28 protein-coding genes are annotated in these 24,061 nt (G+C 48.4%); 9 read left to right on the forward strand and 19 right to left on the reverse strand.

Features of this window, described 5'->3' with window-relative positions; all coding sequences use genetic code 11:
• Positions 1-52: 52 nt before the first annotated feature.
• Positions 53-1,636, forward strand: coding sequence for a methyl-accepting chemotaxis protein (locus DUW71_RS08280; protein WP_119394780.1), 1,584 nt, complete (start codon positions 53-55; stop codon positions 1,634-1,636).
• Here DUW71_RS08280 and DUW71_RS08285 read toward each other — a convergent pair.
• The 7 genes from DUW71_RS08285 to DUW71_RS08315 all read right to left on the reverse strand — a co-directional run bounded on the left by DUW71_RS08285 (position 1,633) and on the right by DUW71_RS08315 (position 7,801).
• Positions 1,633-1,953: a hypothetical protein gene (locus DUW71_RS08285; protein WP_119394781.1), complete on the reverse strand. Its 321-nt coding sequence runs from the start codon at positions 1,951-1,953 to the stop codon at positions 1,633-1,635. The genes DUW71_RS08280 and DUW71_RS08285 overlap by 4 nt on opposite strands.
• 23 nt (positions 1,954-1,976) lie before the next feature.
• Positions 1,977-3,905, reverse strand: a complete 1,929-nt coding sequence (locus tag DUW71_RS08290; RefSeq protein ID WP_119394782.1) for a hypothetical protein — start codon at positions 3,903-3,905, stop codon at positions 1,977-1,979.
• Positions 3,906-3,914: 9 nt separating this feature from the next.
• Complete coding sequence (locus DUW71_RS08295; RefSeq protein ID WP_158583938.1) at positions 3,915-4,292, reverse strand: hypothetical protein; 378 nt, start codon at positions 4,290-4,292, stop codon at positions 3,915-3,917.
• A gap of 7 nt (positions 4,293-4,299) precedes the next feature.
• Positions 4,300-4,668 carry a hypothetical protein gene (locus DUW71_RS08300; protein ID WP_119394784.1) on the reverse strand — a complete coding sequence of 123 codons (369 nt, stop codon included), beginning with the start codon at positions 4,666-4,668 and terminating at the stop codon, positions 4,300-4,302.
• Positions 4,669-4,676: 8 nt separating this feature from the next.
• Entirely contained in the window at positions 4,677-5,015 is a 339-nt protein-coding gene (locus DUW71_RS08305) for a fibronectin type III domain-containing protein (RefSeq protein WP_119394785.1), read from the reverse strand.
• A 103-nt stretch (positions 5,016-5,118) separates the two neighbouring features.
• Complete coding sequence (locus tag DUW71_RS08310; protein WP_119394786.1) at positions 5,119-6,654, reverse strand: ATP-binding cassette domain-containing protein; 1,536 nt, start codon at positions 6,652-6,654, stop codon at positions 5,119-5,121.
• Between the two features lie 262 nt (positions 6,655-6,916).
• A complete protein-coding gene (locus tag DUW71_RS08315; protein WP_119394921.1) occupies positions 6,917-7,801 on the reverse strand; it encodes an aldo/keto reductase in 885 nt (294 codons plus the stop codon).
• A 114-nt stretch (positions 7,802-7,915) separates the two neighbouring features.
• On the opposite strand from DUW71_RS08315, the gene DUW71_RS08320 reads away from it, so the two are divergent.
• Positions 7,916-8,809: a LysR family transcriptional regulator gene (locus tag DUW71_RS08320; protein ID WP_119394787.1), complete on the forward strand. Its 894-nt coding sequence runs from the start codon at positions 7,916-7,918 to the stop codon at positions 8,807-8,809.
• Here the strand turns inward: DUW71_RS08320 and DUW71_RS08325 are convergent.
• The 3 genes from DUW71_RS08325 to DUW71_RS08335 form a co-directional block, all read right to left on the reverse strand.
• Positions 8,763-9,380, reverse strand: a complete 618-nt coding sequence (locus DUW71_RS08325) for a nucleotidyltransferase family protein (protein WP_119394788.1) — start codon at positions 9,378-9,380, stop codon at positions 8,763-8,765. The genes DUW71_RS08320 and DUW71_RS08325 overlap by 47 nt on opposite strands.
• Positions 9,381-9,499: 119 nt before the next feature.
• Positions 9,500-10,459: an NAD(P)-dependent alcohol dehydrogenase gene (locus DUW71_RS08330; RefSeq protein WP_119394789.1), complete on the reverse strand. Its 960-nt coding sequence runs from the start codon at positions 10,457-10,459 to the stop codon at positions 9,500-9,502.
• Positions 10,460-10,464: 5 nt separating this feature from the next.
• Positions 10,465-11,397, reverse strand: coding sequence for an SRPBCC family protein (locus DUW71_RS08335; protein WP_119394790.1), 933 nt, complete (start codon positions 11,395-11,397; stop codon positions 10,465-10,467).
• 149 nt (positions 11,398-11,546) lie between these two features.
• Between DUW71_RS08335 and DUW71_RS08340 the strand changes: the two genes are divergently transcribed.
• On the forward strand, positions 11,547-12,248 hold the full coding sequence (locus tag DUW71_RS08340; protein ID WP_119394791.1) for a metal-dependent hydrolase: 702 nt from the start codon (positions 11,547-11,549) through the stop codon (positions 12,246-12,248).
• A gap of 11 nt (positions 12,249-12,259) precedes the next feature.
• Here the strand turns inward: DUW71_RS08340 and DUW71_RS08345 are convergent, their stop codons facing one another.
• From DUW71_RS08345 to ubiD, 5 genes are read right to left on the reverse strand one after another with little or no spacing between them, the layout of a single operon-like run.
• Positions 12,260-12,568, reverse strand: a complete 309-nt coding sequence (locus DUW71_RS08345; RefSeq protein ID WP_119394792.1) for an MGMT family protein — start codon at positions 12,566-12,568, stop codon at positions 12,260-12,262.
• Complete coding sequence (locus tag DUW71_RS08350; protein ID WP_119394793.1) at positions 12,555-13,010, reverse strand: NUDIX domain-containing protein; 456 nt, start codon at positions 13,008-13,010, stop codon at positions 12,555-12,557. The genes DUW71_RS08345 and DUW71_RS08350 overlap by 14 nt, the downstream gene beginning before the upstream one ends.
• Positions 13,011-13,028: 18 nt before the next feature.
• A complete protein-coding gene (locus tag DUW71_RS08355) occupies positions 13,029-13,253 on the reverse strand; it encodes a hypothetical protein (RefSeq protein ID WP_119394794.1) in 225 nt (74 codons plus the stop codon).
• Position 13,254: 1 nt separating this feature from the next.
• Complete coding sequence (locus DUW71_RS08360) at positions 13,255-13,545, reverse strand: TfoX/Sxy family protein (RefSeq protein WP_119394795.1); 291 nt, start codon at positions 13,543-13,545, stop codon at positions 13,255-13,257.
• Positions 13,545-15,011, reverse strand: a complete 1,467-nt coding sequence (ubiD, locus tag DUW71_RS08365) for a 4-hydroxy-3-polyprenylbenzoate decarboxylase (protein ID WP_119394796.1) — start codon at positions 15,009-15,011, stop codon at positions 13,545-13,547. The genes DUW71_RS08360 and ubiD overlap by 1 nt, the downstream gene beginning before the upstream one ends.
• A 443-nt stretch (positions 15,012-15,454) precedes the next feature.
• Between ubiD and DUW71_RS08370 the strand changes: the two genes are divergently transcribed.
• Entirely contained in the window at positions 15,455-17,332 is a 1,878-nt protein-coding gene (locus tag DUW71_RS08370) for a methyl-accepting chemotaxis protein (protein ID WP_158583939.1), read from the forward strand.
• Positions 17,333-17,387: 55 nt separating this feature from the next.
• Positions 17,388-18,152: a GNAT family N-acetyltransferase gene (locus DUW71_RS08375; protein WP_119394798.1), complete on the forward strand. Its 765-nt coding sequence runs from the start codon at positions 17,388-17,390 to the stop codon at positions 18,150-18,152.
• Between the two features lie 69 nt (positions 18,153-18,221).
• Here the strand turns inward: DUW71_RS08375 and glnK (DUW71_RS08380) are convergent, their stop codons facing one another.
• The 3 genes from glnK (DUW71_RS08380) to glnK (DUW71_RS08390) form a co-directional block, all read right to left on the reverse strand.
• Complete coding sequence (gene glnK / locus DUW71_RS08380) at positions 18,222-18,560, reverse strand: P-II family nitrogen regulator (RefSeq protein ID WP_119394799.1); 339 nt, start codon at positions 18,558-18,560, stop codon at positions 18,222-18,224.
• A 118-nt stretch (positions 18,561-18,678) separates the two neighbouring features.
• On the reverse strand, positions 18,679-19,908 hold the full coding sequence (locus DUW71_RS08385) for an ammonium transporter (protein WP_119394800.1): 1,230 nt from the start codon (positions 19,906-19,908) through the stop codon (positions 18,679-18,681).
• A gap of 27 nt (positions 19,909-19,935) precedes the next feature.
• Positions 19,936-20,274, reverse strand: a complete 339-nt coding sequence (glnK, locus tag DUW71_RS08390) for a P-II family nitrogen regulator (RefSeq protein WP_119394801.1) — start codon at positions 20,272-20,274, stop codon at positions 19,936-19,938.
• A gap of 184 nt (positions 20,275-20,458) precedes the next feature.
• Here glnK (DUW71_RS08390) and DUW71_RS08395 point away from each other — a divergent pair, with 184 nt between their 5' ends.
• Positions 20,459-20,701 carry an accessory factor UbiK family protein gene (locus DUW71_RS08395; protein ID WP_119394802.1) on the forward strand — a complete coding sequence of 81 codons (243 nt, stop codon included), beginning with the start codon at positions 20,459-20,461 and terminating at the stop codon, positions 20,699-20,701.
• Between the two features lie 4 nt (positions 20,702-20,705).
• Here DUW71_RS08395 and DUW71_RS08400 read toward each other — a convergent pair whose 3' ends face one another.
• Positions 20,706-21,263, reverse strand: coding sequence for an HDIG domain-containing metalloprotein (locus DUW71_RS08400; RefSeq protein ID WP_119394803.1), 558 nt, complete (start codon positions 21,261-21,263; stop codon positions 20,706-20,708).
• A 185-nt stretch (positions 21,264-21,448) separates the two neighbouring features.
• Between DUW71_RS08400 and DUW71_RS08405 the strand changes: the two genes are divergently transcribed.
• The 3 genes from DUW71_RS08405 to DUW71_RS08415 all read left to right on the forward strand — a co-directional run bounded on the left by DUW71_RS08405 (position 21,449) and on the right by DUW71_RS08415 (position 24,010).
• Complete coding sequence (locus DUW71_RS08405) at positions 21,449-22,135, forward strand: winged helix-turn-helix domain-containing protein (protein WP_119394804.1); 687 nt, start codon at positions 21,449-21,451, stop codon at positions 22,133-22,135.
• 37 nt (positions 22,136-22,172) lie between these two features.
• Positions 22,173-23,513, forward strand: a complete 1,341-nt coding sequence (locus DUW71_RS08410; RefSeq protein ID WP_158583940.1) for a sensor histidine kinase — start codon at positions 22,173-22,175, stop codon at positions 23,511-23,513.
• 89 nt (positions 23,514-23,602) lie between these two features.
• Positions 23,603-24,010, forward strand: coding sequence for a c-type cytochrome (locus DUW71_RS08415; protein WP_119394806.1), 408 nt, complete (start codon positions 23,603-23,605; stop codon positions 24,008-24,010).
• Positions 24,011-24,061 lie beyond the last annotated feature (51 nt).

Genomic DNA, 24,061 nt, shown 5'->3' on the forward strand with positions numbered 1-24,061 from the left:
TAACGTCTAAACTCATTCGCATATTGAGCATTAAGTATTGGTGGAGAGGCGAATGAGCATCAGGCAAAAGATTTGGTTGATTGTAGTGGTTATGGCAATCGGTACCATAGGTACCGCTTTGGTGGGGAATTGGGGCTTTAATAGTAGCAAGCAAATTATTGCTCAGTACACCGACAATACCATCCCCAATATTGTCTTGGTGAAAGATCTAAATATTGAGATCCTAAACATACAAGAACAGATGCGCACTAACGCTAACCCTAGCGATGTGAAACGGCGTTGGCAGGCGGCGATGGCGGTTTTTAATGGTTTTGCTCAAACCATTCGAAATAATCAAGCGGCACAAGGTAACCCTGATCAAACGCTTTTAGATGGCCTCAATAGTATTGAACGTAACATCAATAACTACTCTGCTGTAATCAATGCTTACCGGGGCACCTGGAGCAATGACGTTGAAGGATTGCACAACCAGTTTAACCCCGGCGTGGTAGGGTCGATGGTCAATGTTAATGCCGTTATCGACAATGTGATTGTCATGACTAACCAGACGATTGCAGGCTTGAGTCAAACTATCACCAATATTCTCATTTTTGTTCCGCTCATTCTTCTAGCTACTGCACTTGCGATCGCACTATGGGTTTCTAAGTTGGTCAACCGTTCGGTTGCTTGTTTTAAGCGTGAGTTAAAGGTGGTCGCGGAAGGTGACCTTTCAGTTCATCTTACGGAAAACGGTAAAGATGAGCTGGCTGAGGTTGCACGAGAAACCAATAAGCTGATTGCTAGTATCAGAACACTGATTAGTGATATTCAGGTGGCAGCAGATTCGGTTGCAGACTTGGCGACTGACTTTAGTTCCGAAAGTCAGCGTATGAGTCAGCGTAGCCAAGAGCAGTCTTTGCAAACCGATGCATTAGCAACTGCGATGACAGAGATGTCTAGTAGCGCAGTAGAGGTTGCCAATAATGCCAATGAGACAGCAGAGCAAGCTGATATGACGAATCAGCAGGCTCAGCAAGCAGAAGGCCAAATCACCACCGCCGTTAATCAAGCAGAGGATATCAACAGGCGAGTAGCAGAGGTTGATCAGCGGGTGTTTAGCCTGAAAGAAAAAGCTGGTGACATTTCTTCGGTGATTGATGTCATTAAAGGTATTGCAGAGCAAACAAACTTACTGGCACTAAATGCTGCCATCGAAGCGGCCCGTGCCGGTGAGCAAGGCCGTGGTTTTGCTGTGGTAGCAGATGAAGTACGGTCGCTGGCATCTAAAACACAAGACAGTACAGGCGAGATAGTATCGGTAATTGAAGCGCTGCAAAATGAAGCAGAACAGGCCAGTCACCATGTTTCTAGCATTGTAGATGTGGTGAAACAGAGCACCGAAACAAGCCGCTCTGTGGCAACAGTATTGGAAGCGATTACGCGTGCTATTGCTGAAATCAACAGTCGCAATGCTCAGGTAGCAGCAAGTTCGCAAGAGCAAAGCCATGTTGCAGAAGATATGAATCAATCGATTACGCTAATCTCAGGCGCTGCCAACGACAACGCTACGGCAACGCAGCAACTGGTTTCTCAGATTCAGCAAGTAACCGATCTAGCGCAAGGGCTGCGCACAGCCTGTAAAAGGTTTAGTGTTTAAAACTTCTTGTGGCGTTGAGTAAACTTATATGACGCCATTGCGAATGCAATGGCTGTAACAACAAAAGCAACAGCTTGGCGCGGAGCGAGCGCGCCCGGAAGTTGGTAGTACCAGTTATAAATACTCGCCATCCCAACAATCGCACTGAACATAGCTAATAGCGAATACATGGTTGCCCAAATCAAATCGGCAGTCGGCTCTGCTACATCACTGTGGTAATAAATCCCACTCAAACCAGCGGCCATTAGTACAAGTAAAATGGCTAGCAGCCGACTGCTGCCAAGCAGCAGGGAAGTTGAGTAAATATGTGCAAACATAAGCGACTCCCAAATGGTTAGTGTTATTCGATGCGCCGAACAGAAAAGTTCGCTGGCGGCTGAATTTGATAACCCATGTAATCATTTTTTGCACCACGGTGTGGGTTTTTTCCAACTGGTATACCAGCTAAGTCAAAGTTTGGCACCGGTTCTGAACTGCCACCTGTCCAAGTGGGTGAATCGGTGGCGATGTGTAGTGGAAGCTCATTGATTATTAACGGGTCGGCAATTTCGCTATCGACTGGTAAGTGCTCAAGGAAGCTTGCTTTAAATAAACTAGGGTTGTTGGCCACAGCTTGGTTGTACCAAAGGTTGTTTGACAGGTTTAGTGTGCTGTTTTCATCCGCTGAATAGGCAACATAAGGGGCAGGGTAGTCTAAGTAGACCAGGTTATTGGATACAGTAAACGTTGCTCCCTGACTAGAGCTGAGCGCGATGGCGTAAGGGGTGTTGTACTGAATGCCACCGCCACGTGGGAAGCTACGTGAACTGGGATCCGAAACACGAGAAATGGTGTTGTTATAAATGTTAAAGTTGCCATTGATCGCTGCGCCAGCCGTTATGCCTTGTGGCGACGTGCCATTGTTTTCTTCGCCAACGGGGCCCAGGCCCGCATTAATGATGAGGTTATTGTAGATTTCACCATCGACATTCCAACACGGCTGGTGCACACCATCAATGGTACGACCGCCGGCACGAATGTTTATCGCCGACCCTTTTTGGTTGATGATGACATTATTGTGGGCAGATAACACCGAGCCAGGCTTGAAGTTCAAGCAGCGCTCAAAATGTGCATTCCATTGATCATAAAAGTGCAGCCCAAATTTCGCTTTATTGTCTTCTAAAAAGTTCCAGCCAAACTCCCAACCATCCAATGGTTCACGAGTATTGCCTTGGTCGTCGATGGCATCCGTTCGGATAGTGATGTAGGTGGTATGTTGAAAATGGGACGTTTGGTCGCAACCATGGTCAAATATGTGGTTGCCAAACGCCTTTAATCCACTAGCATTGTAGCCATTGGCAACTATGGCGCCTGCGAAGCCCGTGGCGCATTTACCTGGGCGCTCCACAAGATAGTTACCAATAATTCGACCATTTTTGCTGGCGCGAATGTTCTCATTAGAGTTGCTCGCATTAGATACGCCTATGACTGGGCTACCGGGTGGCGGCTCATCAATATGACCCACTTCCACATGAAACTTAGAAAACACTAACCCCGAAGATAAGTACGGGTGAATGCCCCAGTTTGGGCCTGATGCAAATGCTTGTGTATTTGGATAACTAACAAAAGCGACTTGCTTATCGGCGGTTCCATTTACTTCAACGACCCATATACCGGCGCGACCACGATCTGCGTTTGCGAATTGCTCGCTGATCTCTCGTACCCCATGGCTATAGACAATATCACCGGCCTCAACTCGGCCATTGCCAGCTGAGCCGCCCCCGAAGCGGTAAGCACTGATATAGCGCCAGGGCGCGGTGAAAGAACCATCATTACTAGGGCTGCCCGAGTCGGTAACGTGATAGATATTGCCCAGGCGCACGGTAAATGCCAGCGTATTATTACTTGGAGTGCCAGATGCGTCGGCTAAGTGAATCTCTGCCTCGCCATCGGGCAAAGAGCGTGGCAAAGAAAACGCAACTTCATAAATTTGATGAGAGCGCCACAGATTAGCAGGCCCGCCTGGCAGTTCTCCATCAGCTCGGCGCCAATAATAAATATGTGCTGCATCGTGGCGTTGTCCATCGCTATCGATAAGCCAAACATCACCTTTTTGATCGCCAAAGCGATTGCCCCATATGGTAATAATTGCCCCTTCGCCTAAGCCATCTGATAATCCTGTCTGAGGGCCGGAAATAAGGTCACTAAAGGCTAAGTGAGGTTCTTGGGCACTTGCCGTGGCGGCCAGTGTCATCATTACAATGGTACAAATCCAAATTCTCAAGCGCATTTAAAGGCCCTATGGCGATACTTGTTCAACATTGAAGTGACTTGGGTTAAGTGGCGGAAAAACGAATCCGTTAATATCAACATCGGCGTGTGCCGGTAGCCCGTCGTAAATTTGCAAGTCATCAATAGCGAACCACTCTTCACGCATTGACTCTTTTGGCCATGAATGAAAGTAATCATTGCCGCCGATCGACACGAGGTTCCACTTCGCCATGCCAGTTGGGTCAATTAGGGTATCTTGTGCATCGCCATCGTGGCGCCCAGAGCGCACATAAGGAATGTTGTCCAAGGTGAGTAAGCGGCGACCGTTTAGCCATTGAATCAGTACACCATCCTCAACATCCGGTGCTGAGTTCATCTTCACGTAGAACCCCATCTTGACCCACATGTGTTCATCACCAAAACACCACTGATTTGCCTTGCTTGCCTCGCGCTTTGTCGGCATTGCTCGCCAGAATTTCGATGTTCTCATGATGATCTGGGTGACCATTGCGGGGGCTATAGTTTTGCCCGGCTTGTCGAACTGAGAAAAACCCTTCTGGAATCAGGTGCCCATTAGGCGCCCAGTCATGTGTGCGAATGGACTGGCCGGTATCAACCGGCGCGTCAGGAAAGTACCTTGAGTCATTCATGCCGTATGGATTGAGTGCATTCTGCAATAATCCAGAGTGCCAATCCGGCTGGTCATCGAATGTGGCTTCAAAGATAAGCTCACCGCTAAGCGCTTGGGTCGCCAGCAGCGTGGTGAATAAAATCCTTTTCATTGTAAGCTCTACTGTGGTTTTACAAACTGACTTAAGCGGCCAGTTTTATCAATGGCTGCGATCTCAAAGTTGTAATTACCAGGTTCGAGTTCGGCAAGGTAAGTCGTCTTTTCAGCTTCCAACTCAATAATTGCGCTAGTGCCATTAGCGGTGTTGGTCCACTTTATATGGTAGCCAGCAATGTCTTGCTCATTGAGGGCGGTGCCATCAACTCTTGCCGTTGGGGGTGTCCAGCTTAATTGGTATTTAGCACTGCTTGCTTGCTGCTCGCCTACCGGAGCATCAGTGCAGCCAGCTAAGCCTAGTGCCAGCAATATGCTTGTGGCCAATGCAGAGCGCTTATCCATTGCATTTATCCTTTTAATTGACAGATAGGCGATAGCTTATGGGCTAATATCTTTTGGCACAACTACCCACAGCGGTAACTCAACTAAGGTTAAACAATTTAGCTCATGCCAAACTGAGTATTTTAAGGCCGTCGATCTGGTTAACAAAATCCTTGTTATGACTTACCACTACCACAGCATTGGCGAGCTGATTGATTAGGTGCGCAAGGTCACTTTGGCTTTGCAGGTCAAGGTGATTGTCCGGTTCATCCAACAGTAAAACAGCACTAGTTTGACTCGCATAAGCGAGTGCTAACTTCATTCGCTCGCCGCCACTTAACTGACCAACTAATAAGTCAGCGCGATCACGACGCAGGCCGATACCTGCTAGTAAGGTTTGTCGGTCAGTTTGGCTCAACTCGGGTGTGAACTGCGCCAGAAACTGCTTAGCGGTGCTTGTTGGTTCCAGCAGTGACACCTGTTGATCAACATAGACTAGCTGTTTCGGTCGTCGTAGTTCTCCCGATATCGCTTCAAGCTGCCCTGTTAATACTTTCAACAAGGTGGATTTGCCACTGCCATTGGGGCCTGCTAGCCATAAGCGGTCACCGGTTCGTATGCTCAAGCTGATTGGCTGCTGTCTGCCATACGGCAATATGACATTTTGCAGCATGCAATAGTCGTGATAATGGGCTTGGTTGGCGTGCAAACGATTAACATGTGCTTGCTGGGAGGCTGGCTTTTCAGTTTCTAGCTGCTGCTGCAAACGGGCAAATGCTTGCTCTCGATTGCCTTGATTTTTGCTCGCTTTGTCGGCCTTAAAATCGCCTAGCATCTTACTTTGGCTGCCATCGCGCACCAACTTTTTACCTTGCTTTTGCCTTTGTTCCGCTCGTTCACGTGCTAGCTGGTGCTGCTTGGCTATCTGCTTTTGCTGGCGCTCGATGGTTTCTATTTTCGCTTGCACGCCAGCAAGCTGGCGCTGGCGATTCTCGCGATAAGCGGCAAAACCGCCACTGTAGCTGTGCAAGCCTTGGTGGTCGAAGTGAATAATGCGCTGTGCAGCATCTAGCAGAATAGGGTCATGGCTAATAGCCAGCACACCGGGTTGATGACTTGCTAACGCTTCAGCAAGCCAAACGCGATTCGCTTGGTCTAGATGATTGCTCGGCTCATCGAGCAACAAAAACTGTGAGGTCTGTTTAAGCAACTTAATAACAAGGCGCGTGCGCTGACCGCCACTTAGCTGGTCTAGGCTATCGAATAAACCGATATTTTGGCTAGCCAGCCTTTGCTGCCACCGCTCGGCTAGCAGCCAGTCATCATCGCCGATTAACTCAAAATCTTGCTCGCAAGCCTTACCTTGTTCAATACGCTTAAGCGCTGCTAGTTTGTCTCGAATCTGAATAACGTCCGCTACGGTTGCGGCGTTATCTAAAGCATGCTGCCCTAAATAAAAGCACTCGACTTGTTGGCTGATAAGTCCTTTGATGTTGCCGCCCCGTCTGCCCGCTAGGGAGGCCAGTAGTAAAGACTTACCAATACCATTGTCACCCGTAATAACCGTTAAGCCAGTGGCAATGCTTTCGCTGAGGTTTTGAAAAACAGCTTCACCGTTAGGGTGTTGATAGCTCAGTTGTGAAAATTGAATGGCGGTCATATGCGCTCCCAAAACCTAGAAAATTTTGAAAGCAGGAGCTGTGCTAAATCAGCGATAGAGATGTTGCTTGTTTCAGTAAACAAGCAACGAAGACAACCAACCCCTGCGAATGATAAACAAATCAGATGCGGGCGAGCGCGAGTGACCATGAAAGTGGTGCAAACGTGTAAAGGCGCTCTAGGGGTTAGTTGTTCATTTGTGCGGTCACCAAAAAGGGGAAATGAAGCGCGCAGTATTGTACAAAAATTGCGCGCTTGCAAGATTAGGCCACGCCGTGGCCCTTTGACGCGCCCCACAAACGGTACCACTGCTCGCGAGAGAGCTTAATGTTTTTGCTTTCAACCGCATCGCGCACACGCTCAATTTTACCGCTGCCAATAATTGGAATAGGGCGTGCAGGGTGAGCCTGCACCCAGGACATAGCGACTTGTTCAATGTTGTTGGCGCCCACTTCTTCTTTAACCTGATGCAAGGCAGCAACGATACGATGATCTTGCTCAGATTCTGGATTAAATAAGCGTCCTCCCATTAAGCACGACCACGCCATCGGGCGGCGTTGCAGTGTTTGTGCTTGCGCGAGCGTGCCATCTTCTAGCGCATACATATTGCCAAGGTTGATTTCTACTTGGTTGGTGATCAGTGGTTGGTCCACATATTGCTGCAATAAGTCGAACTCGTGAGGTGCGTAGTTCGATACCCCAAAGTAGCGTACTTTGCCTTGCGCATGCAGCTGTTCGAACACCTCAGCCACTTCTGCCGGGTTGAGTAACAAGTCTGGTCGGTGCAGAAGCAGCGTGTCGATGTAGTCGGTTTTTAACCGAGTCAGCGACTCTTCAACCGAGCGCAGAATTTCTTCTCGGCTACTATCGTAGTAGGCAATATCGCAGTTACCCGATGGCGGTACGATGCCGCACTTGCTAACAATATGGAGCTGCTGGCGAATACTTGGATCGAGTGCCATGGCATCACCAAAGAGAGCTTCGCACGAACTATCACGCGCGCCGTAAATCCAAGCGTGATCGACTGCATAAATACCAAGTTCCATATGCTGTTTGGTAAACGCTAACAGCGCTTGCGCGTCCATCCCCCAGCTCTCGGTACGCCAATAACCTTGGAAAAAATCAATCTGTTCAAACGGATGCGCCATAACAATCTCCTGTGAGGTTTTACCCATCATAGCCAGCCTTGGTAAGCCATTAAACCTAGATTAGTAAATTGATTGTTTGCTATAACAAATAATACATTGTAGTTGTGGATGATCATGCAAACACTCGCTCATAAAAAATTTGAACGCTATTACTTGTTCAGTGCGGTGGCTGAGCAGCTTAGTTTTCGTTTAGCTGCCGAGCAGTTGGGCATTTCGACCAGTTATTTATCACAGCAAGTTCGCCAGCTCGAAAAACAGCTAGGTGAAACCTTGTTGATTCGCACTACACGCAGCGTGCGCTTAACCGCAGAAGGGCAGGCGCTTTTGGCGGGTATGCAGCAAATAAAACAGCAAGTGACGGAGCTTGAGCGCAGCCTAGTCAAGCATCATAGCGAGGTAAGTGGCACGCTCAAAATTACCAGCGCCGCCATTTTTGCTCAGCGCTATTTGCTGCCCGCTTGCCAAGCCTTTCGCCAACAGTTCCCTGACGTAGTCTTTGCAATTGATGCCGGTTATCAAAATCACGACCTCACGCGTATGCCATTTGATTTAGCGATTCGCGCAACGAATGCACCACCAGAGAATATGGTGGCGAAAAAGTTAATGCACTATCGCCATGCAGTTGTAGCGGCGCCTAGTTATTGGGCAAGATTTGGTAAACCCAGCTCACCGTCAGAGTTGAGCCAACACAACTGCTTATCTGACCCTAATTTGCAAGCTTGGTTATTTGAGCAAGGTGATCAACACATTGCAGTGCAAACATCGGGAAGCATGGTAATTAACGACAACTTTATGCTGCTAAATGCCGCAATAGCAGGAGAGGGGGTGATTAAACTGCCCGACTATCTAAGTCAGCCAGCTGTGCAGGCAGGCCAGTTACAAGCGGTGCTCACTGACTATAAAAGTGGCCAGCGCGATATTTACGCGCTTTATCCACAAAAGCTAAGCCAAAGTGAACTGCTCAGTCATTTTCTGCAGTTTCTGCAAGACTTTGTTGCACAGAGCTAGTGGCCAAACAACTGGTATCCGCGCGCAGCGCTGGCCAGATTGCTAACCAACGTTTTTTTCCTACCCGCTCGTTAAAATCGTCGATTTTGGGTCGCCTTGGATTTAGGTCTATTCGGCCGTTAAATAAAGGTTCAACCCCAAATGGCGCCACCAGTTCAAGTTTGCCGCGCTTAGCCATGCGCACGCCAATGGCGGTTTGCACTTCCACCCAATAACACATAGCGTTTGCCGTGCTGGTATAAGGGGCGTCGTGATTGCGAATATGCATGCGCGCTTGATTTTTTACCGACCAATCAAAGTTCGACATGGCTAATAACTGCTGGTCAAAAGCTAAGTCTAGCGACTCAGCTGTCTCAGCTGGTTGATAGTAAATTACGTCGATGTCGTTCAGCGGTGTGCTCACGCCATACAGCTTATCCCATACCAAATTGCGCACGAACCCAGCAGCAATGCACCAATCCGGCAAATTTAATGTTGCCGCTTGCTCTAGCGCTAACATGCGTTGCGGGTCTGCTTTTATCCAGTCGACAATTTGTTGCGCGGTTGGTTGATAGTCTAGATTAGCAAGCATGATCTATACCCATGCTGCCACCAGTGACTAATGCTGTTTGCATGGTAGGGTCCTAAATATGGAATTAGCTAGCAGCTTAAGCCGTTTGCTACCGATATTTCAATTTTGTTCAGCCACAGTTAGTCAAATCGAACAATAACCTTGCCTTTGGTTAGACCCGAAAGCTGCTTAGCGAAGGCATTGATGGCGGAGTCAAAGCTAAAAACTTCATCAACATTGACTTGCAGCTGGCCAGTTGCCAAAAGGTTTAGCAGCTCTGTTATGCCTTCTGGGTGCTGTTTTAAGGCTAATAATCCGGAGTGTTTGTGTTGCAACTTGGCTTTGAGAGGGCTGAACAATGCGGTGCTCAATATGTGCTTGAGTGGCCCACCCACTAACAAATATTGCCCACCAGGAGAGAGCTGGCGGTGCCAAAATGAGTAAGGTAGGCTTGCGACTAAGTCTAGTATTAAATCGTAGGGTGCTTTCAGATCGGCTTGTTCTAGTTGTTGATAGTCAATCAGTTGGTCACCACCTAACTGCTCGATCATTTCCAGCTTGCTGGCGTGGTCAATGGCGCTTACAAACAGCTGATGTCGTTTCGCTAGTTGCACGGCGATATGACCAGCACCCCCTCCGGCACCAATAATGAGTACCCGCTCAGCGGATGGTGGCAGCTTTGCCATGGCTTGCTGTGCAATGGCCCCCGCCTGCGGTAAACCTGCTGCTTGCTCAATGGACACATTGTCTGGCAGCAAGATTAGGCGCTTAGCCGGAATTGCAGCAAACTGCGCCAGTCCGCCGAAATGGTCAAAGTTATCTGCCACAATACGTTGGCCTACATGCCAGTCATGAACATAGTCACCTACCTGCACAATAGTGCCGACGACATCCGATCCCAGGCAGTGTACTCTAGGTTTGCGAAGCCCATACACCCGCGCATAAGCAGGTTTGCCAGTCAGTAGCTCCACATCCGATGCATTCAATGAGCAAGACTCTAGCTTTATTAGCACCTCTGTTGGTTTGATGGTTGGCTTGGGGATATCTTTCCAAATCAGTTGCTCAATACCACCATAGTGAAAATGCTGCAGGGCTTTCATCTCAGTTAGAGCCTCTTAAACAGTGCTACTTCAGTCACCAAGTCGTCCGGTGCAACGTCGCTAGGATCACTCACGTAGCGCTCTAGCCCAATAGGAGACTTATTTGTTTTAATCTTCTTATGGCGCGCAAGCATCATGGCAAACGACCAAGCATTGCCAACAAAGCCATATGCGCCTGTATGTGCAACGGCAAACGTTTCTTTGGTGGGTAGTTGAGCACAAATAAATGGTGGGTCCACATCGTGCTGCTGTGCCACGGGCAAACAATTGTGCAAAGTGCAGCGACTAGTTTGCATATCCATATCAAAATACAACGCAAATGGTTTGCCGGTAGCATGTAGGTGCTGGGCAGCAAAGTAGTTGGCTAGTTTAGTGAAGTCTTTCGCCATCACTGCGCCTAATTGATCAGTTGTAGCGGTCGCTTCTAGTGCAATGTACCAAAGGCTACTAGCTGTTTGGTCGCCAATTGCAGATAGGCGGCTAGGCACCTTACCTTCCTCTAACAATGACTTCAGCATTAACAGCCCTCGCTGGTAGTCCATACTAATGAACTCACTCATCGATTTGGTCATCCAAAACATAAACCAAGGCAGGCTAGAACTCATCGACCAAGTGACGATTGTACCCTGCTCAGTTTCTTGCAAGGTAAAGCGGTCATGTGCACGTGATTTATAAGGCTTTATAAATAGCAGTTCGCATGAAATGCCTGTGTCGGTAATCTCGGTCAGTGTCATTTCACCCGCACCAACCATATCGCCTCGCCATTGATAACTACTGCCAGGTTCTCCCATATCACCTTCGTATGTAACGCGGCATTTGGGTTCCATAATTAGCCAAGGTGACCATGTCGGCCAGGTTTGAAAGTTAGCAATTACATCAATGATTTCGCGGGCAGACTTTTTAATCGTTATGCTGCTCTGGGCCGAGAATTTAGGCATAAGGTGTTCCTGTTACCTGTCGTAACCGTCAGCATAGTTCAAAAAATGGAATATGTTGCATTGAGCGCCTCGCCACATACATGCCTAGTGTTGGCCTGGCCTTATCCGTATTATCTCGCCAGCGAAAACAACGGATGATTTGACTAAATATGGCGAATTTTAATACTCATTTTTCTTTTGCTGCTGGCGCTAGTGCACTATTAGCTACCAGTGCAATGACCTTCGGCTTAGCCTCCCCTAACGAAGCGCTTGGCTTGTGGTCTGCTGGCACTGTGGGTGGTATGTTGCCAGATATTGATGCTGACGATTCGAAAGCGATTCGTGTGCTGTTCAATCTATTGGCTGGTGCCATCATTGGCTTATGGTTGGTCATTGTCCATCCGCAGGTGTCGTTAATCTCATTGTGGTTGGGCGCCCTGGCTATTTTTATTCTTGTGCGTTACCTGCTAATGAATATTTTCGAGCGCTTTACTGTGCACAGGGGCAGCATTCATTCGCTATTGGTCGTTGCAATATTTGGCCAAGCCGCGGTGGTAATGATGCACCATCTTGGTTTTACAGCCTTGTTTAGTTGGCTGGTAGGGTTATTTTTAGTGGTTGGCTGTTTGGTGCATTTACTGCTCGATGAGTTATATAGCGTTGATATTAGTGATGTTAGAATCAAACGCTCCTTTGGCACCGCCTTTAAGCTAGCGGATTTTGGTAAACCATGGCTGGTAGCAATTCAGCTGCTGGGGTTAATTGCTTTGGCATTTTTATTACCACCCATTAGCGCATTTATTGAACCGGTTACCAGGCTGATCGAGGAGCCAAATACTTTTCACATCTTGCCGAACTGGCTACCACTGTGAATGGCATTGCCTTACATATAGTCTTTTAAGCGAATCTTTTGATTGGTGAAAATCACATTCTCGGCTTCGAGTAGGTGCTTTTGCAGCAGGTACTTATCGCTATCGACAGGAAAAGAAATTTTACCCTGACTATTGATGACACGATGCCAGGGTAGGGTGGAATCTTTGGGGAGTTGTTTTAACGCTCTACCAACATAGCGAGCATGGTTTGGGTAGCCACAAAGCTTGGCAATACTGCCATATGTGGCGACTTTGCCAACAGGAATGCTGGCAACTGCCTGCCAAATGAGTTCGTCGAGAGTCGGCTCATTGGTGTTCATCAATATACTGCCATGCCAGTTCGACCATTAGTTTGGTGTGATGCATTCGGATTTGATTTTGTTGATAAAGCCGGTCGAACTCGGCCTGATCTACAAACTTCAGGGCAGCGATTTCTTCAGACATGTCTGGGTCAGGTAGCTCACCATCATAAAACGCCAACCAGGCATGGCGCTTAACCAGCTCTCCATCATCAAAGCGGCCAATAAAGGTATCGAGGTAACAATGAGGAATCAGCGTTAAGCCAGTTTCTTCCCAAACTTCACGCTTGGCCGCTTGTATGGGTAACTCGCCAGCTTCCACTGAACCCGAAGGAATATGCCACAAACCTGCTTTGCTGCCTTGCGCTTCTTTCACCAACAGCACTTGCCGCTTTTTGTTCAGAATAACCATGCCGGCTGCTTGCGATGCTACATGCACATGATGGTTCTGGTCGTATTGCATAATCCCTCGCCAGTCTGGTTAGTCGGCATGTGGTACACATTTTAGTGCATGTTGTTGCGCTGCTGCATTGATTTGGTTTTGCGCATTGACCACATGGCCTTGCCCAGCCAGTGCATGCGCGCCGGCACGGGGAACATCGGCATTGTTAAAGTGTTTAGCTGTGGTGCGGTAATGCGCCGCTGCGGCTTCTAATTCTTCGGCAATTTGAATAAACCGTTCCGCCATTTGCTCGCGTGTGGCCATGTTAATCCTTATTGTTTGAATCCATTTTTTGCAGTTCATAATACGCATCGAGCGCCAAAATTAGCTCTTGCCGCTGGTGTTTGGCGATGTCTTGCCAAGGTTTATTCTGCAGCACACCTTCCAATGCCCATAACAGGTTTAAGCTAGCATTTTGATGCTGCTGTTTGACTTGTGCATAGGCTGCAATCGCACCAACCTGGCGCAGTTGTGCTTCTGTTTTAATGCCTGCATCAACGAGCATTTGCGCTGACTTTGGGCCTAAGTTTGCTAACTGCGCCAGTTGTTGTGTCATCAGTCGAGTCCTAGTTCATCCCAAATGTCATCAACACGTTGTTTAACGTCTTCGTCCATAACAATTGGCACGCCCCATTCACGATCTGTTTCGCCAGGCCATTTGTTGGTTGCGTCTAACCCCATCTTGCCACCCAAACCACTGACCGGTGAGGCGAAGTCTAGATAGTCGATCGGTGTGTTTTCGACTAGGTGCGTATCACGTACAGGGTCCATGCGTGTGGTCATTGCCCAAATAACATCCTGCCAATCGCGAGCATTAACGTCGTCGTCACAGACAACAACGAACTTGGTGTACATAAACTGGCGCAAGAAGCTCCAGACACCCATCATCACGCGCTTAGCATGGCCCGGATACTGCTTCTTCATTGTCACCACGGCCAAGCGGTAAGAGCAACCTTCTGGCGGTAAATAGAAGTCGACAATTTCAGGGAACTGCTTGCGCAGAATCGGTACAAACACTTCGTTTAGTGCCACACCCAAGATCGCTGGTTCATCTGGTGGACGGCCAGTGTAGGTGCTGTGATAAATCGGGTCTTTCCGCATGGTCATGCGCTCAACGGTAAATACCGGGAAGCTATCAACTTCGTTGTAATAACCAGTGTGATCGCCAAATGGCCCTTCATCTGCCATTTCATCTGGGTAGATGTAGCCTTCCAAAACAATCTCGGCACTAGCCGGCACTTGTAAATCGCCAATAGTTGTTTTGGCAAGCTCCGTGCGATGTCCGCGTAATAAGCCGGCAAAAGCATATTCAGATAGTGAGTCAGGCACTGGCGTTACGGCACCTAGAATTGTCGCAGGATCAGCACCAAGTGCTACAACCACAGGGAATGGCTCACCCGGATGCGCTTTTTGCCAAGCCTGAAAATCTAGTGCGCCACCACGGTGACTTAACCAGCGCATAATCAGTTTATTTTTACCTATTTTTTGCTGGCGATAAATGCCAAGGTTTTGGCGGCTCTGGTGAGGGCCTTTGGTAATCACTAGCGGCCAAGTCACTAGTGGTGCGGCATCGCCTGGCCAGCAGCGCCATACTGGAATCTTGTCGAGGTCGATGTCTTCTTTTTCAACAACTATCTCTTGGCAGGCTGGATTACGCACCTTTTTAGGCGCCATAGAAACCACCTTCTTAAACAAAGGCAGTTTTTCGATGGCGTCTTTAAAACCCTTTGGTGGATCTGGCTCTTTTAAATAAGCCAGTAGTTCACCAATATCTCGCAGATCCTCTAGAGATTCAGCTCCCATGCCCATGGCTACACGCTCAGGCGTGCCAAATAGGTTGCCAAGCACTGGCATGTCATAGCCTTTTGGATTTTCAAATAAAATCGCCGGGCCTTTTTTGCGCAATGTCCTGTCGCAAATTTCTGTCATTTCTAGGTCTGGATCGACCTCTTTTTTGATTCGAACCAACTCGCCTCGGCGCTCTAGCTCGGCAATAAATTCTCTTAAATCTCGGTAATGCATCGCGTGCCAACCTCGTCGCAAACAGTGTGTGAATTACATTCTTTCACATCATTCAATTGTCAATAGTTTTTTTATTTTAATGTACATAACTCAATGCAAAGAATGTAAGGAAAAAAAACCTAATAAAACCTGTTATGGTGCTATTGATATCTTTAAGTTGTTGATTTTAAAGGGGTAAATTGGTCTGGTTAAAAAATGATCAATTTAACAAGGGTGCCGAATTTGCTGGCATTGCAGCCACTTTAAAACCCTTATCAACAAAGTTTTCCACAGGCTCTGTGAGCACTCGCCGGAAAGCCGCATACTAGCGTTGTGAACATTTTGCGACGAATTGCTGACCAATCTGTGTCAAAAATCCAATCGCCAATTTTGTTCAAGTTTTAGTCTGTTTTGTCCGATACAAACTACACTAAAAAAACGACCGCAAGTGGAGCATGAGAACCATGTGGACCCTACGAAGAAAACTACTCGGTGGTGTTGCCCTAGTCATTGTTATTTTGATTGCCATTATGACATTTATATCGGCAAATGGGCGTGCCTTCGATCTTACCCAGAACATTAACCGCGAGCTGAGGTCGATTACCGACAGCTCAGCTCGCAACCTCGCATATTGGGTGGAGTCCAACAAGCTGCTGTTAAGTGGCCTAATATCCGAGTACACCCCTGACAGGGAAGTGCAGATGCTAGAGCAGGCGTTGGCTTCCACCACTGCCAATGCCGCCTATTATGCAATTGCTGAAACGAAAGAGTTTTTGCTGCGCCCACAGTTTGACTTACCACCGGGATTCGACCCAACGGTTCGACCATGGTATCTACAGGCAGCGAATGCCCGTGAAGCAGTTATTACGCCGCCATATCGAGATGCGTCTAGTGGCGAGTTAACAGTAACCTTTGCAGCACCTGTCATAAACGGTGGGCAGATTGCGGCCGTTGCCGGTATTGATAAAACGTTAAACTATGTAGTTGAGCAGGTACTCACCGTTGACTTGCCAGCAAATGGCTACTCCATGTTGGTTGATGAAAACAATGTCATTCTTGCTCACCAGCGGGAAGATCAATTAGACCAAGTTATCAGCGATGTCATGTCGCCGATCACAGGCTCATTTGCCTCTGCTGAGGATGGCGTAATTGAGGTACAGTATTTAGGTGCTGAGTATTTGCTGAAGATTATGCCAATTGCGGGGACTTCTTGGCGCTTAGCCATCGCACTAGACAGGCAAGAAGCGCTCGCTGAGCCAGTGCAACGAGCTGTTAATCAAATGCTTTTGGTTGGGTTAATTGTGATGGTTGTGGCGCTTGTGGTTGCCTATTTCGTGATTCAGCAACTGCTGCGCCCGCTGTCTGTGCTGGCCGAAGCCATGGATAACGCTTCGCAAGCTGACGGTGATTTGACTCGCCGCCTACCAGTAAAAGGCAAAGATGAGCTATCGTCGCTGGCATCAAGCTTTAACCGGTTTGCCGGCTCGGTACAGCAGCTCGTAATGCAGTCTAAACTAACCGCGGTTGAGCTTATTGGCATTGCTCAACAAATTGAGTCCTCGGCACTTGAGAATAACGAGCAAGTGCAGTCGCAAAAACAAGAAATTTTGCAAGTGGCAGCAGCCCTGCACCAAATGTCGTCGACTTCGGCTGAAGTAGCCGATTTTGCCTCGAGTACTGCAGAATCATCACAACGCTCTGCCGATGCTACCGATAAAGCCAATCACCAGGCGCTTGCTAATGGTGAGAGCATGCGCCGCTTAATGGGTGAAGTGGATGAAGCAGGCACAGTGATTCAGCAGTTGGATGCCGAAGCCGATAGCATCGGTTCTATTCTGAATACAATTCAAGAAATTGCCGAGCAAACCAACTTGCTAGCGCTGAATGCGGCGATTGAAGCAGCGCGTGCTGGTGATCAAGGTCGTGGTTTTGCCGTGGTAGCCGATGAAGTACGAGCATTGTCACAGCGCACTCACGAAGCAACTGAAGAAATTCAGAAGAAAATTCAGTCATTGCAGAACCAAACGACTAAGGCGGTTAGCATTATGGACCGCTCTAAAGAAATGGCGGATCAAACGGCAGACAATGTGCGCAAAGTGGCTGAGTTTTTGGAGACTGCGGCAAACGAAGTGCGAGAGATCAATCAAATGGCGCAACGCATTGCCGATGCCGCCGCTCAGCAACGCGAGGCAAACGACGAAATTGGTCGCATCACAACTGTGGTCAGTGACTCGGCCGATGTCATTGCCGAAAACGTAGAAGACAATACCCGCCAAGCTGCTGACATGGCTGCTAGTGCAAAAGGACTAGGAGACCAGATGGCGCTATTGAAAGTTGAATAAGCGGATAATTATCGGCCATACTGGCGTTTTACAACGCTAGTATGGCCGATTCCTCATGACTCTTCCCTTCACCAAAGATTATGGCCTAGGCCTGTTCACAGATTTGCGAATCAATGCCGACAACCTAGAGGTAAACAAGCTGGATGCGGCAACCCTTATTCGAAGCCTAGACGCACCACTTTACTTTTATGGCAATATGATCTGGCTTGATCAGCCGCCGGTCAGTTCGCACATAGAGCTTGCCGAGCAAATATTTTCGCACTACCTACCCAATGCGGTTCATCGCACCCTTGCGTGGCATGGCAAGGTTGTCAAAGATCAGTCAGCCTTTGAGCAAGCAGGTTATCAACTACATCAAACCACAACGCTTAGCCGCAACGATACGCCATCGCTCAGCAATATCGCTTATACTTTTCGCCCGATTACCACTAGCGATGATTGGTCACAGTGGTTACAGCTTGAGTTAGCTGAGTACAACAAAAGCTACGGCGATTCTTACCTTGAGTACAGTCAGACACGGCGCGATCGGTATCAGGCATTAGCAAGTTTTGGTGAATACTTGGGTGCGTTTGACGGTGATAAACTCGTTGGTGCCTTAGGCTTGTACTGCTTCGATGGCATTGCTCGGTTTCAATCGGTATTAACCCATGCGGAATATCGTGGCAGAGGTATTGCCAGCGCATTATTGCGCCAAGCGCTCAATAGAGCCCAGTATGAGCAGGCAGTGATTGTGGCTGAATCAGGGTCGGCGGCGGAAAAGTTATACAAGAAAAACGGCTTTACGCCCGTTGAGCAGGAAAGTGCTTGGATGAAGTACTAGCTTGGCACCACAGGAACAAAGCGGAGCGCTACGAAAGCTGTAGCGCTACCACAAAAAGCGCATTAAGCGTTACAGCGCGTCTTCGCCCGATTCACTGGTGCGAATACGAATAACTTGCTCAAGTTCAGTCACAAAAATTTTACCATCGCCAATTTTACCGGTCGCTGCTGCTTCGGTAATGGCCTCAATCGTGCGATCGAGGTCTTCATTGCGAATGGCAATTTCAACTTTTACTTTTGGTAAGAAGTCGACCACATACTCGGCACCACGGTAGAGTTCGGTGTGACCTTGCTGGCGGCCAAAGCCTTTTACTTCTGTAACGGTAATACCTTGCACGCCAATGTCAGACAATGCTTCGCGCACGTCGTCCAGTTTGAATGGCTTAATGATGGCTGATACCAGCTTCATAAAATTCTCCTAACCTTTGAAGTCTGTTATCAGCATAATCTGCAATGCGTCGACTTCCAATATGCTAGGCAAAAAAAGGGGGTGCCGAGGCACCCCAAAAAAGAAGCAAAGTGGGCGTTTATTTGCTTCGAGTGAACTCTGGGTATGCTTCCATACCACATTCGGCGATATCCACACCTTCGTACTCTTCTTCTTCGCTTACACGGATGCCGAAGATGGCTTTCAATGCAAACCACACAACAGAAGAGGTAACGAATACCCAGATGAAGATAGTTAGGGCACCAACAATTTGACCGAAGAAAGAAGAGCCATCGTTCGTTAGCGGTACTAGCAACAGGCCAAACAGACCAACCACACCGTGTACAGAGATTGCACCAACAGGGTCGTCTAGTTTTAGTTTGTCTAGCGTAACAATCGCGAATACGACGATTAGACCAGCAATTGCACCGAAGATGGTTGCTTCTAATGGTGTAGGCGTAGATGGTTCAGCAGTAATGGCAACTAAACCAGCCAGCGCACCGTTTAATGCCATGGTTAAGTCAGCTTTTTTGAACCATAGGCGAGCAAGTATGAGTGCTGATACAGCACCGGCAGCAGCGGCGGCGTTAGTGTTCAAGAATACGATTGCAACCGCATTGGCATCGCCTTGTGAAGCTGTTGCAAGTACTGAACCGCCGTTGAAACCGAACCAGCCCATCCAAAGGATGAATGTGCCAAGTGTTGCCAAAGGTAGGTTGGCACCTGGGATCGCTTTAACGCTGCCGTCTTTGCCATATTTGCCTTTACGAGCGCCTAGGAATAGCACACCAGAAAGTGCTGCAGCAGCACCAGCCATGTGAACAATACCCGAGCCAGCGAAGTCACTGAAACCAAGGTCGCCTAGCGTGTACAAGCCAAATACAGCATCGCCATTCCAAGTCCAGCTACCTTGCATTGGGTAGATGAAACCAGTCATCACAACCGCAAAGGCTAGGAAAGCCCATAGCTTCATACGCTCAGCTACTGCACCCGACACGATAGACATTGCCGTGGCAACGAATACCACCTGGAAGAAGAAGTCAGCTGACGGGGCGTAAGATGAAGCGTCAGTTGCGTCGCCTGCACCAGTAATGCCGCTTAGGAAAAAACCACCGTCGTACATGATCGCGTAACCACATACTAGGTACATGATGCTAGCAACAGCATACAAAGCGATGTTTTTGGTAAGGATTTCTGTGGTGTTCTTGCTACGAACGAGACCTGCTTCTAGCATTGAGAAGCCAGCCGCCATCCACATAACTAACGCGCCACACACCAAGAAATAAAAGGTGTTCAACGCATACTGTAATTCTAAAACTTGCGTTTCCATGATTATCTCCAACTAACTCTTTAACTGTTAAAGCGCTTCGTTGCCGGTTTCGCCGGTACGAATACGAATGGCTTGTTCTACGGCAGTCACGAACAACTTGCCGTCGCCAATTTTGCCGGTGTGCGATGCTTTAGTGATGGCATCTAGTACGGCGTCTAGTTGGCTGTCTTCGATGGCAACTTCTACTTTTACTTTCGGTAAGAAGTCGACGACGTATTCAGCGCCGCGGTATAGCTCTGTGTGCCCTTGCTGGCGACCAAAGCCTTTTACTTCTGTAACAGTGATACCTTGCACGCCTACCTCTGAGAGGGCTTCGCGTACATCGTCAAGCTTAAAAGGCTTGATGATAGCTGTAACGAGTTTCATGGTTAGCTCCTAATGATGATGCAAACTTCAACGTTTGTTCTTGTCGGCTGCCCTAAAGCATAAGGTGTGCCAACTTGCCAAGACCGCGAATTTCCTAGGCTTCGAGCATAGCCTAGTGGTAAATTAGAAAAACGTGCACAATGAAGGCGCACAAAATTTGAGCAATGCACCAATTGGAGGCAATATGAAACCTAACCCGCAACTCTTCGAACAAATTGCTGATGGTTTAGGGCAAGTAATGAGCCATGGTCAGAAGCTTTCTGATGATGCCAAAGCAACGATCAAAGCCCTGGTACAGGCTAAAATTAACGAGTTGGACTTGGTGCAACGAGATGAGCTAGAAGCTCAGCAGGCGGCAATTGAAAGCTTGCGCGAGCAGGTAGCGGCTCTGCAGGCGCAAGTTGAGGCTTTATCGGAAAAATCTTAAGCAGTTATTGGCTTAAATGCTGATGCAGTAAACCAGCCATCCAATGACCATCGAATTCGGCGGCATTTGCTTGCTGTGCTACCTCTAGCGAGCGCAGCCTTAGCAAGTCGTCGAAATATGGGTGGTGCTCAAACAAGCGCGCTTCGCGCTCTGGCATAGGGCCGCCTTGCTCAATCAGGCGGCGTTGCTGCTGTTCATTTAGTTGGTCAAAAAAGTACATGCGCATGGTGCATAAGTAGCGTTTGGCATTCACATGTTCGCGCACGACTTCAACCACCCTCTTGGAAAAGCCTAATTCTTGCAGGTAGTCGGCGCCAAGTACTTCGTGCCCTAGTTTGCTTGGTAGGCCTGGCGGGAGCAGCATGCCAATATCATGTAAAAACGCCGCGATAATCATGTCACGATCGAATCCGCGCAACTTAGCGGCAATCGCCGATGCTTTGCTATGCTCGGCTAGCGAAGTGCCATCGCTGTAGGTCCGTTCACCAAAGCGGTCAAATAACTCAAAAATGGTAGCCGTGACGGCCAGCGCATTTGGGTTGGCATGCTGTGTTGTCATCATTTACCTCCCATCAATATTTAAAGGTTGCCGACGTGGTATGAACGTTCTGTGATGTTTTAGTGAATTTTTACGCTGCCTTAGAAGGGTAAAGACCCATTTTTAAGTATTGAGCGTATTATTAACGGTCCGGTAATCTGCCAAATACACCGACCATTGTTATGATGCTCGGAACGAGGAGGGCGTAGATGAAAATTTTGGTCATTGAAGATGATGCTTCAGTCGCTAAGTTAATTGTAGAAGGGCTCACGGAGCATGGTCATGACGTGAACCATAGCGCCGATGGTGCTGATGGCTTGGCCACAGCGCGTGATGGTGGTTACGATGTAATGGTAGTAGACCGAATGCTACCAGCAATCGACGGGCTGGAAGTGATTGAAACATTGCGCCAAGAGGGCAATCAAACACCCGCGTTGGTGCTGAGTGCATTAGGCGATGTTGAACAGCGCGTAGAAGGGTTAAAAGCGGGTAGTGATGACTATTTGCCTAAACCATTTGCCCTATCAGAACTGTTGGCTCGAATTGAAGCCATTGCCCGCCGAGGCGGCGATGTTGCTGAGGTGAGTAAGCTTGAAGTGGCTAACTTGTCTATCGACTTGCAGCGCCGACAAGCATGGCGCGACAGCACTAAAATCCACTTGCAGCAACGCGAGTTCAGGTTGCTTGAGTATCTAATGCGCAACCATGGTAAAGTTGTCACGCGTACAATGCTGTTGGAAAACGTTTGGGACTATAACTTCGACCCACAGACCAACGTCATCGACGTACACATTTCACGCTTACGCCAAAAAGTCGACCGCGACTTCGAACCTAAGCTCATTCATACCGTTCGAGGTGCCGGATATGTCCTCGCCGAGGATCCTTCCGCTTGTTAAAAGCTCTAGTTTTCGCTTTGCGATAACGATCATAGGCATGATATGGGGTGCAGTCGCTGCACTCCTTGTTTTGCTTTATCTAGTCATCCGCTCAACCCTGTTGCTCGATATGGAGCAGCGTTTGGACGCCGAGCTGTCGGCATTGCAAACTCAGTTGTCGGCTGGGGAGCCTATTGAAGTAGGATTAGACCGCTGGTATCAATCACGCAGTCATAGAATTGTGCAAATTGTGACGCCAGCCGGCACCGAGACTTACGAGTTACCCAAACAAAAAGATATCTGGCAAGGCAATCTAGCTGCCCAGCCCGAGCGGCCGTACTCAACCGAAACCTTGCACTTAGTAGAGATTGACTACAAAGACTACAAAGGTTTGTTGGGTTGGAAAGAAATCGTATTAGATGATGGCACCCGGGTACGTGTTGGACTTGACGCAGATTACCTAGAGCGAGTGGATTCGGCTTCTAGGTTTGCGTTAACGGTTGGCTTGCTGTTAACCCTAATTCTGGCCGTGTTTGGTTCTTTGGTGCTGACGCGAACGACGTTGCTGCGCATTTCGATTGTCAATCAAACCTGCCAAGACATTATGCAAGGCGACCTATCGCAGCGGGTGCCCGTGTCATCGCGCAACGATGATTTTGACAAGTTGGCATCACAAATTAACGCCATGCTGGCGCAAATTCAACGGTTAATGGCGGGCATTCATCAGGTATCGGACAATATAGCGCATGATTTAAAAACCCCACTAACTCGCTTGCGCACCATGCTCGAAAGTATTCAGCGCCAGTCTGATGAAGTAGCGGATGATAGTGTTAACGATGCCATACGTGAAGCAGATCGCTTGCTTGCGATTTTTAACGGGCTGCTGCGTCTGTCGCGCTTAGAGTCGGGCAGTGTGCGAGTAAAACGTGAACGTTTTTGTATCACCCAGTTACTTGCCGACATTGAAGAGTTTTACGAGCCGGTAGCAGAAGAAAATCAGCAAACGCTGTTGTTGATGGTGCCTCAAACACCACTCTACATGAATGGGGATGTCGACCTTTGGTTCCAGGTGATCGCTAACCTAGTTGATAACGCATTGAAGTACACGCCCTCGCAAGGGGCCATATCACTGTCACTCACGCAAGTGGGCGGCTATTGGGAGTTGGCCGTTATAGATTCTGGACCAGGCGTGCCAGAGGCAGAGCGTGGAAAAGTATTCGACCGGTTTTACCGTATGGAAAGCCACAGAGGGTCTTCGGGCAATGGTTTAGGCTTATCGCTAGTGAAAGTGGTTGCCGATTTACATGGCGTGGATCTGCGCTTGGCAGATGCTAACCCTGGGCTTAAGGTTGTGTTGCGACTGCCGGCAGTTCACACAGCAGATCAAAGCGATAATTGACGTGTTAGTCTAATTCTATGTTTCTGCCGTATCGATAGTTGGATATACTAAACCTCGGCAGAAGTTTTTATAAAATGAGGTAGGGCAGAATGCGAGTAAAACTGCTAATAGCTTTAGTAGCGCTGTTTGGTTTGGGCACCGCAGCATATGCAGCAACAGACGATGATCACACAGCACTAATTGAGCGTTTGCAAAAAGCCGGCGAAGTTTGCGCCGACGATAGTTGTGGCTCAGCTGCAATGGTGGCCTCTGGTCCAATGACTGGCGATGAAGTGTATCAAAATGCCTGTTTCGCTTGTCACGGCAATGGCACGTTGGGTGCACCCATTTTGGGCAATGCCGAACAATGGGCACCACGAATTGAGCAAGGCCTAGAAACACTAGTACGCCATGCGGTAGAAGGGTTTAATGCCATGCCAGCAATGGGTGGTTGTGCTGACTGTGATGAAGACGACATTGCTAATGCGGTGGAGTACATGGTAGCCGAAAGCCAATAAACAGCGGCTGCACAGTTGGCTAACACCAGTTCTAAAAGGCTCCAATACTGG

This window comes from Salinibius halmophilus (genome assembly GCF_003577475.1).
Lineage (GTDB): Bacteria > Pseudomonadota > Gammaproteobacteria > Pseudomonadales > Natronospirillaceae > Salinibius > Salinibius halmophilus.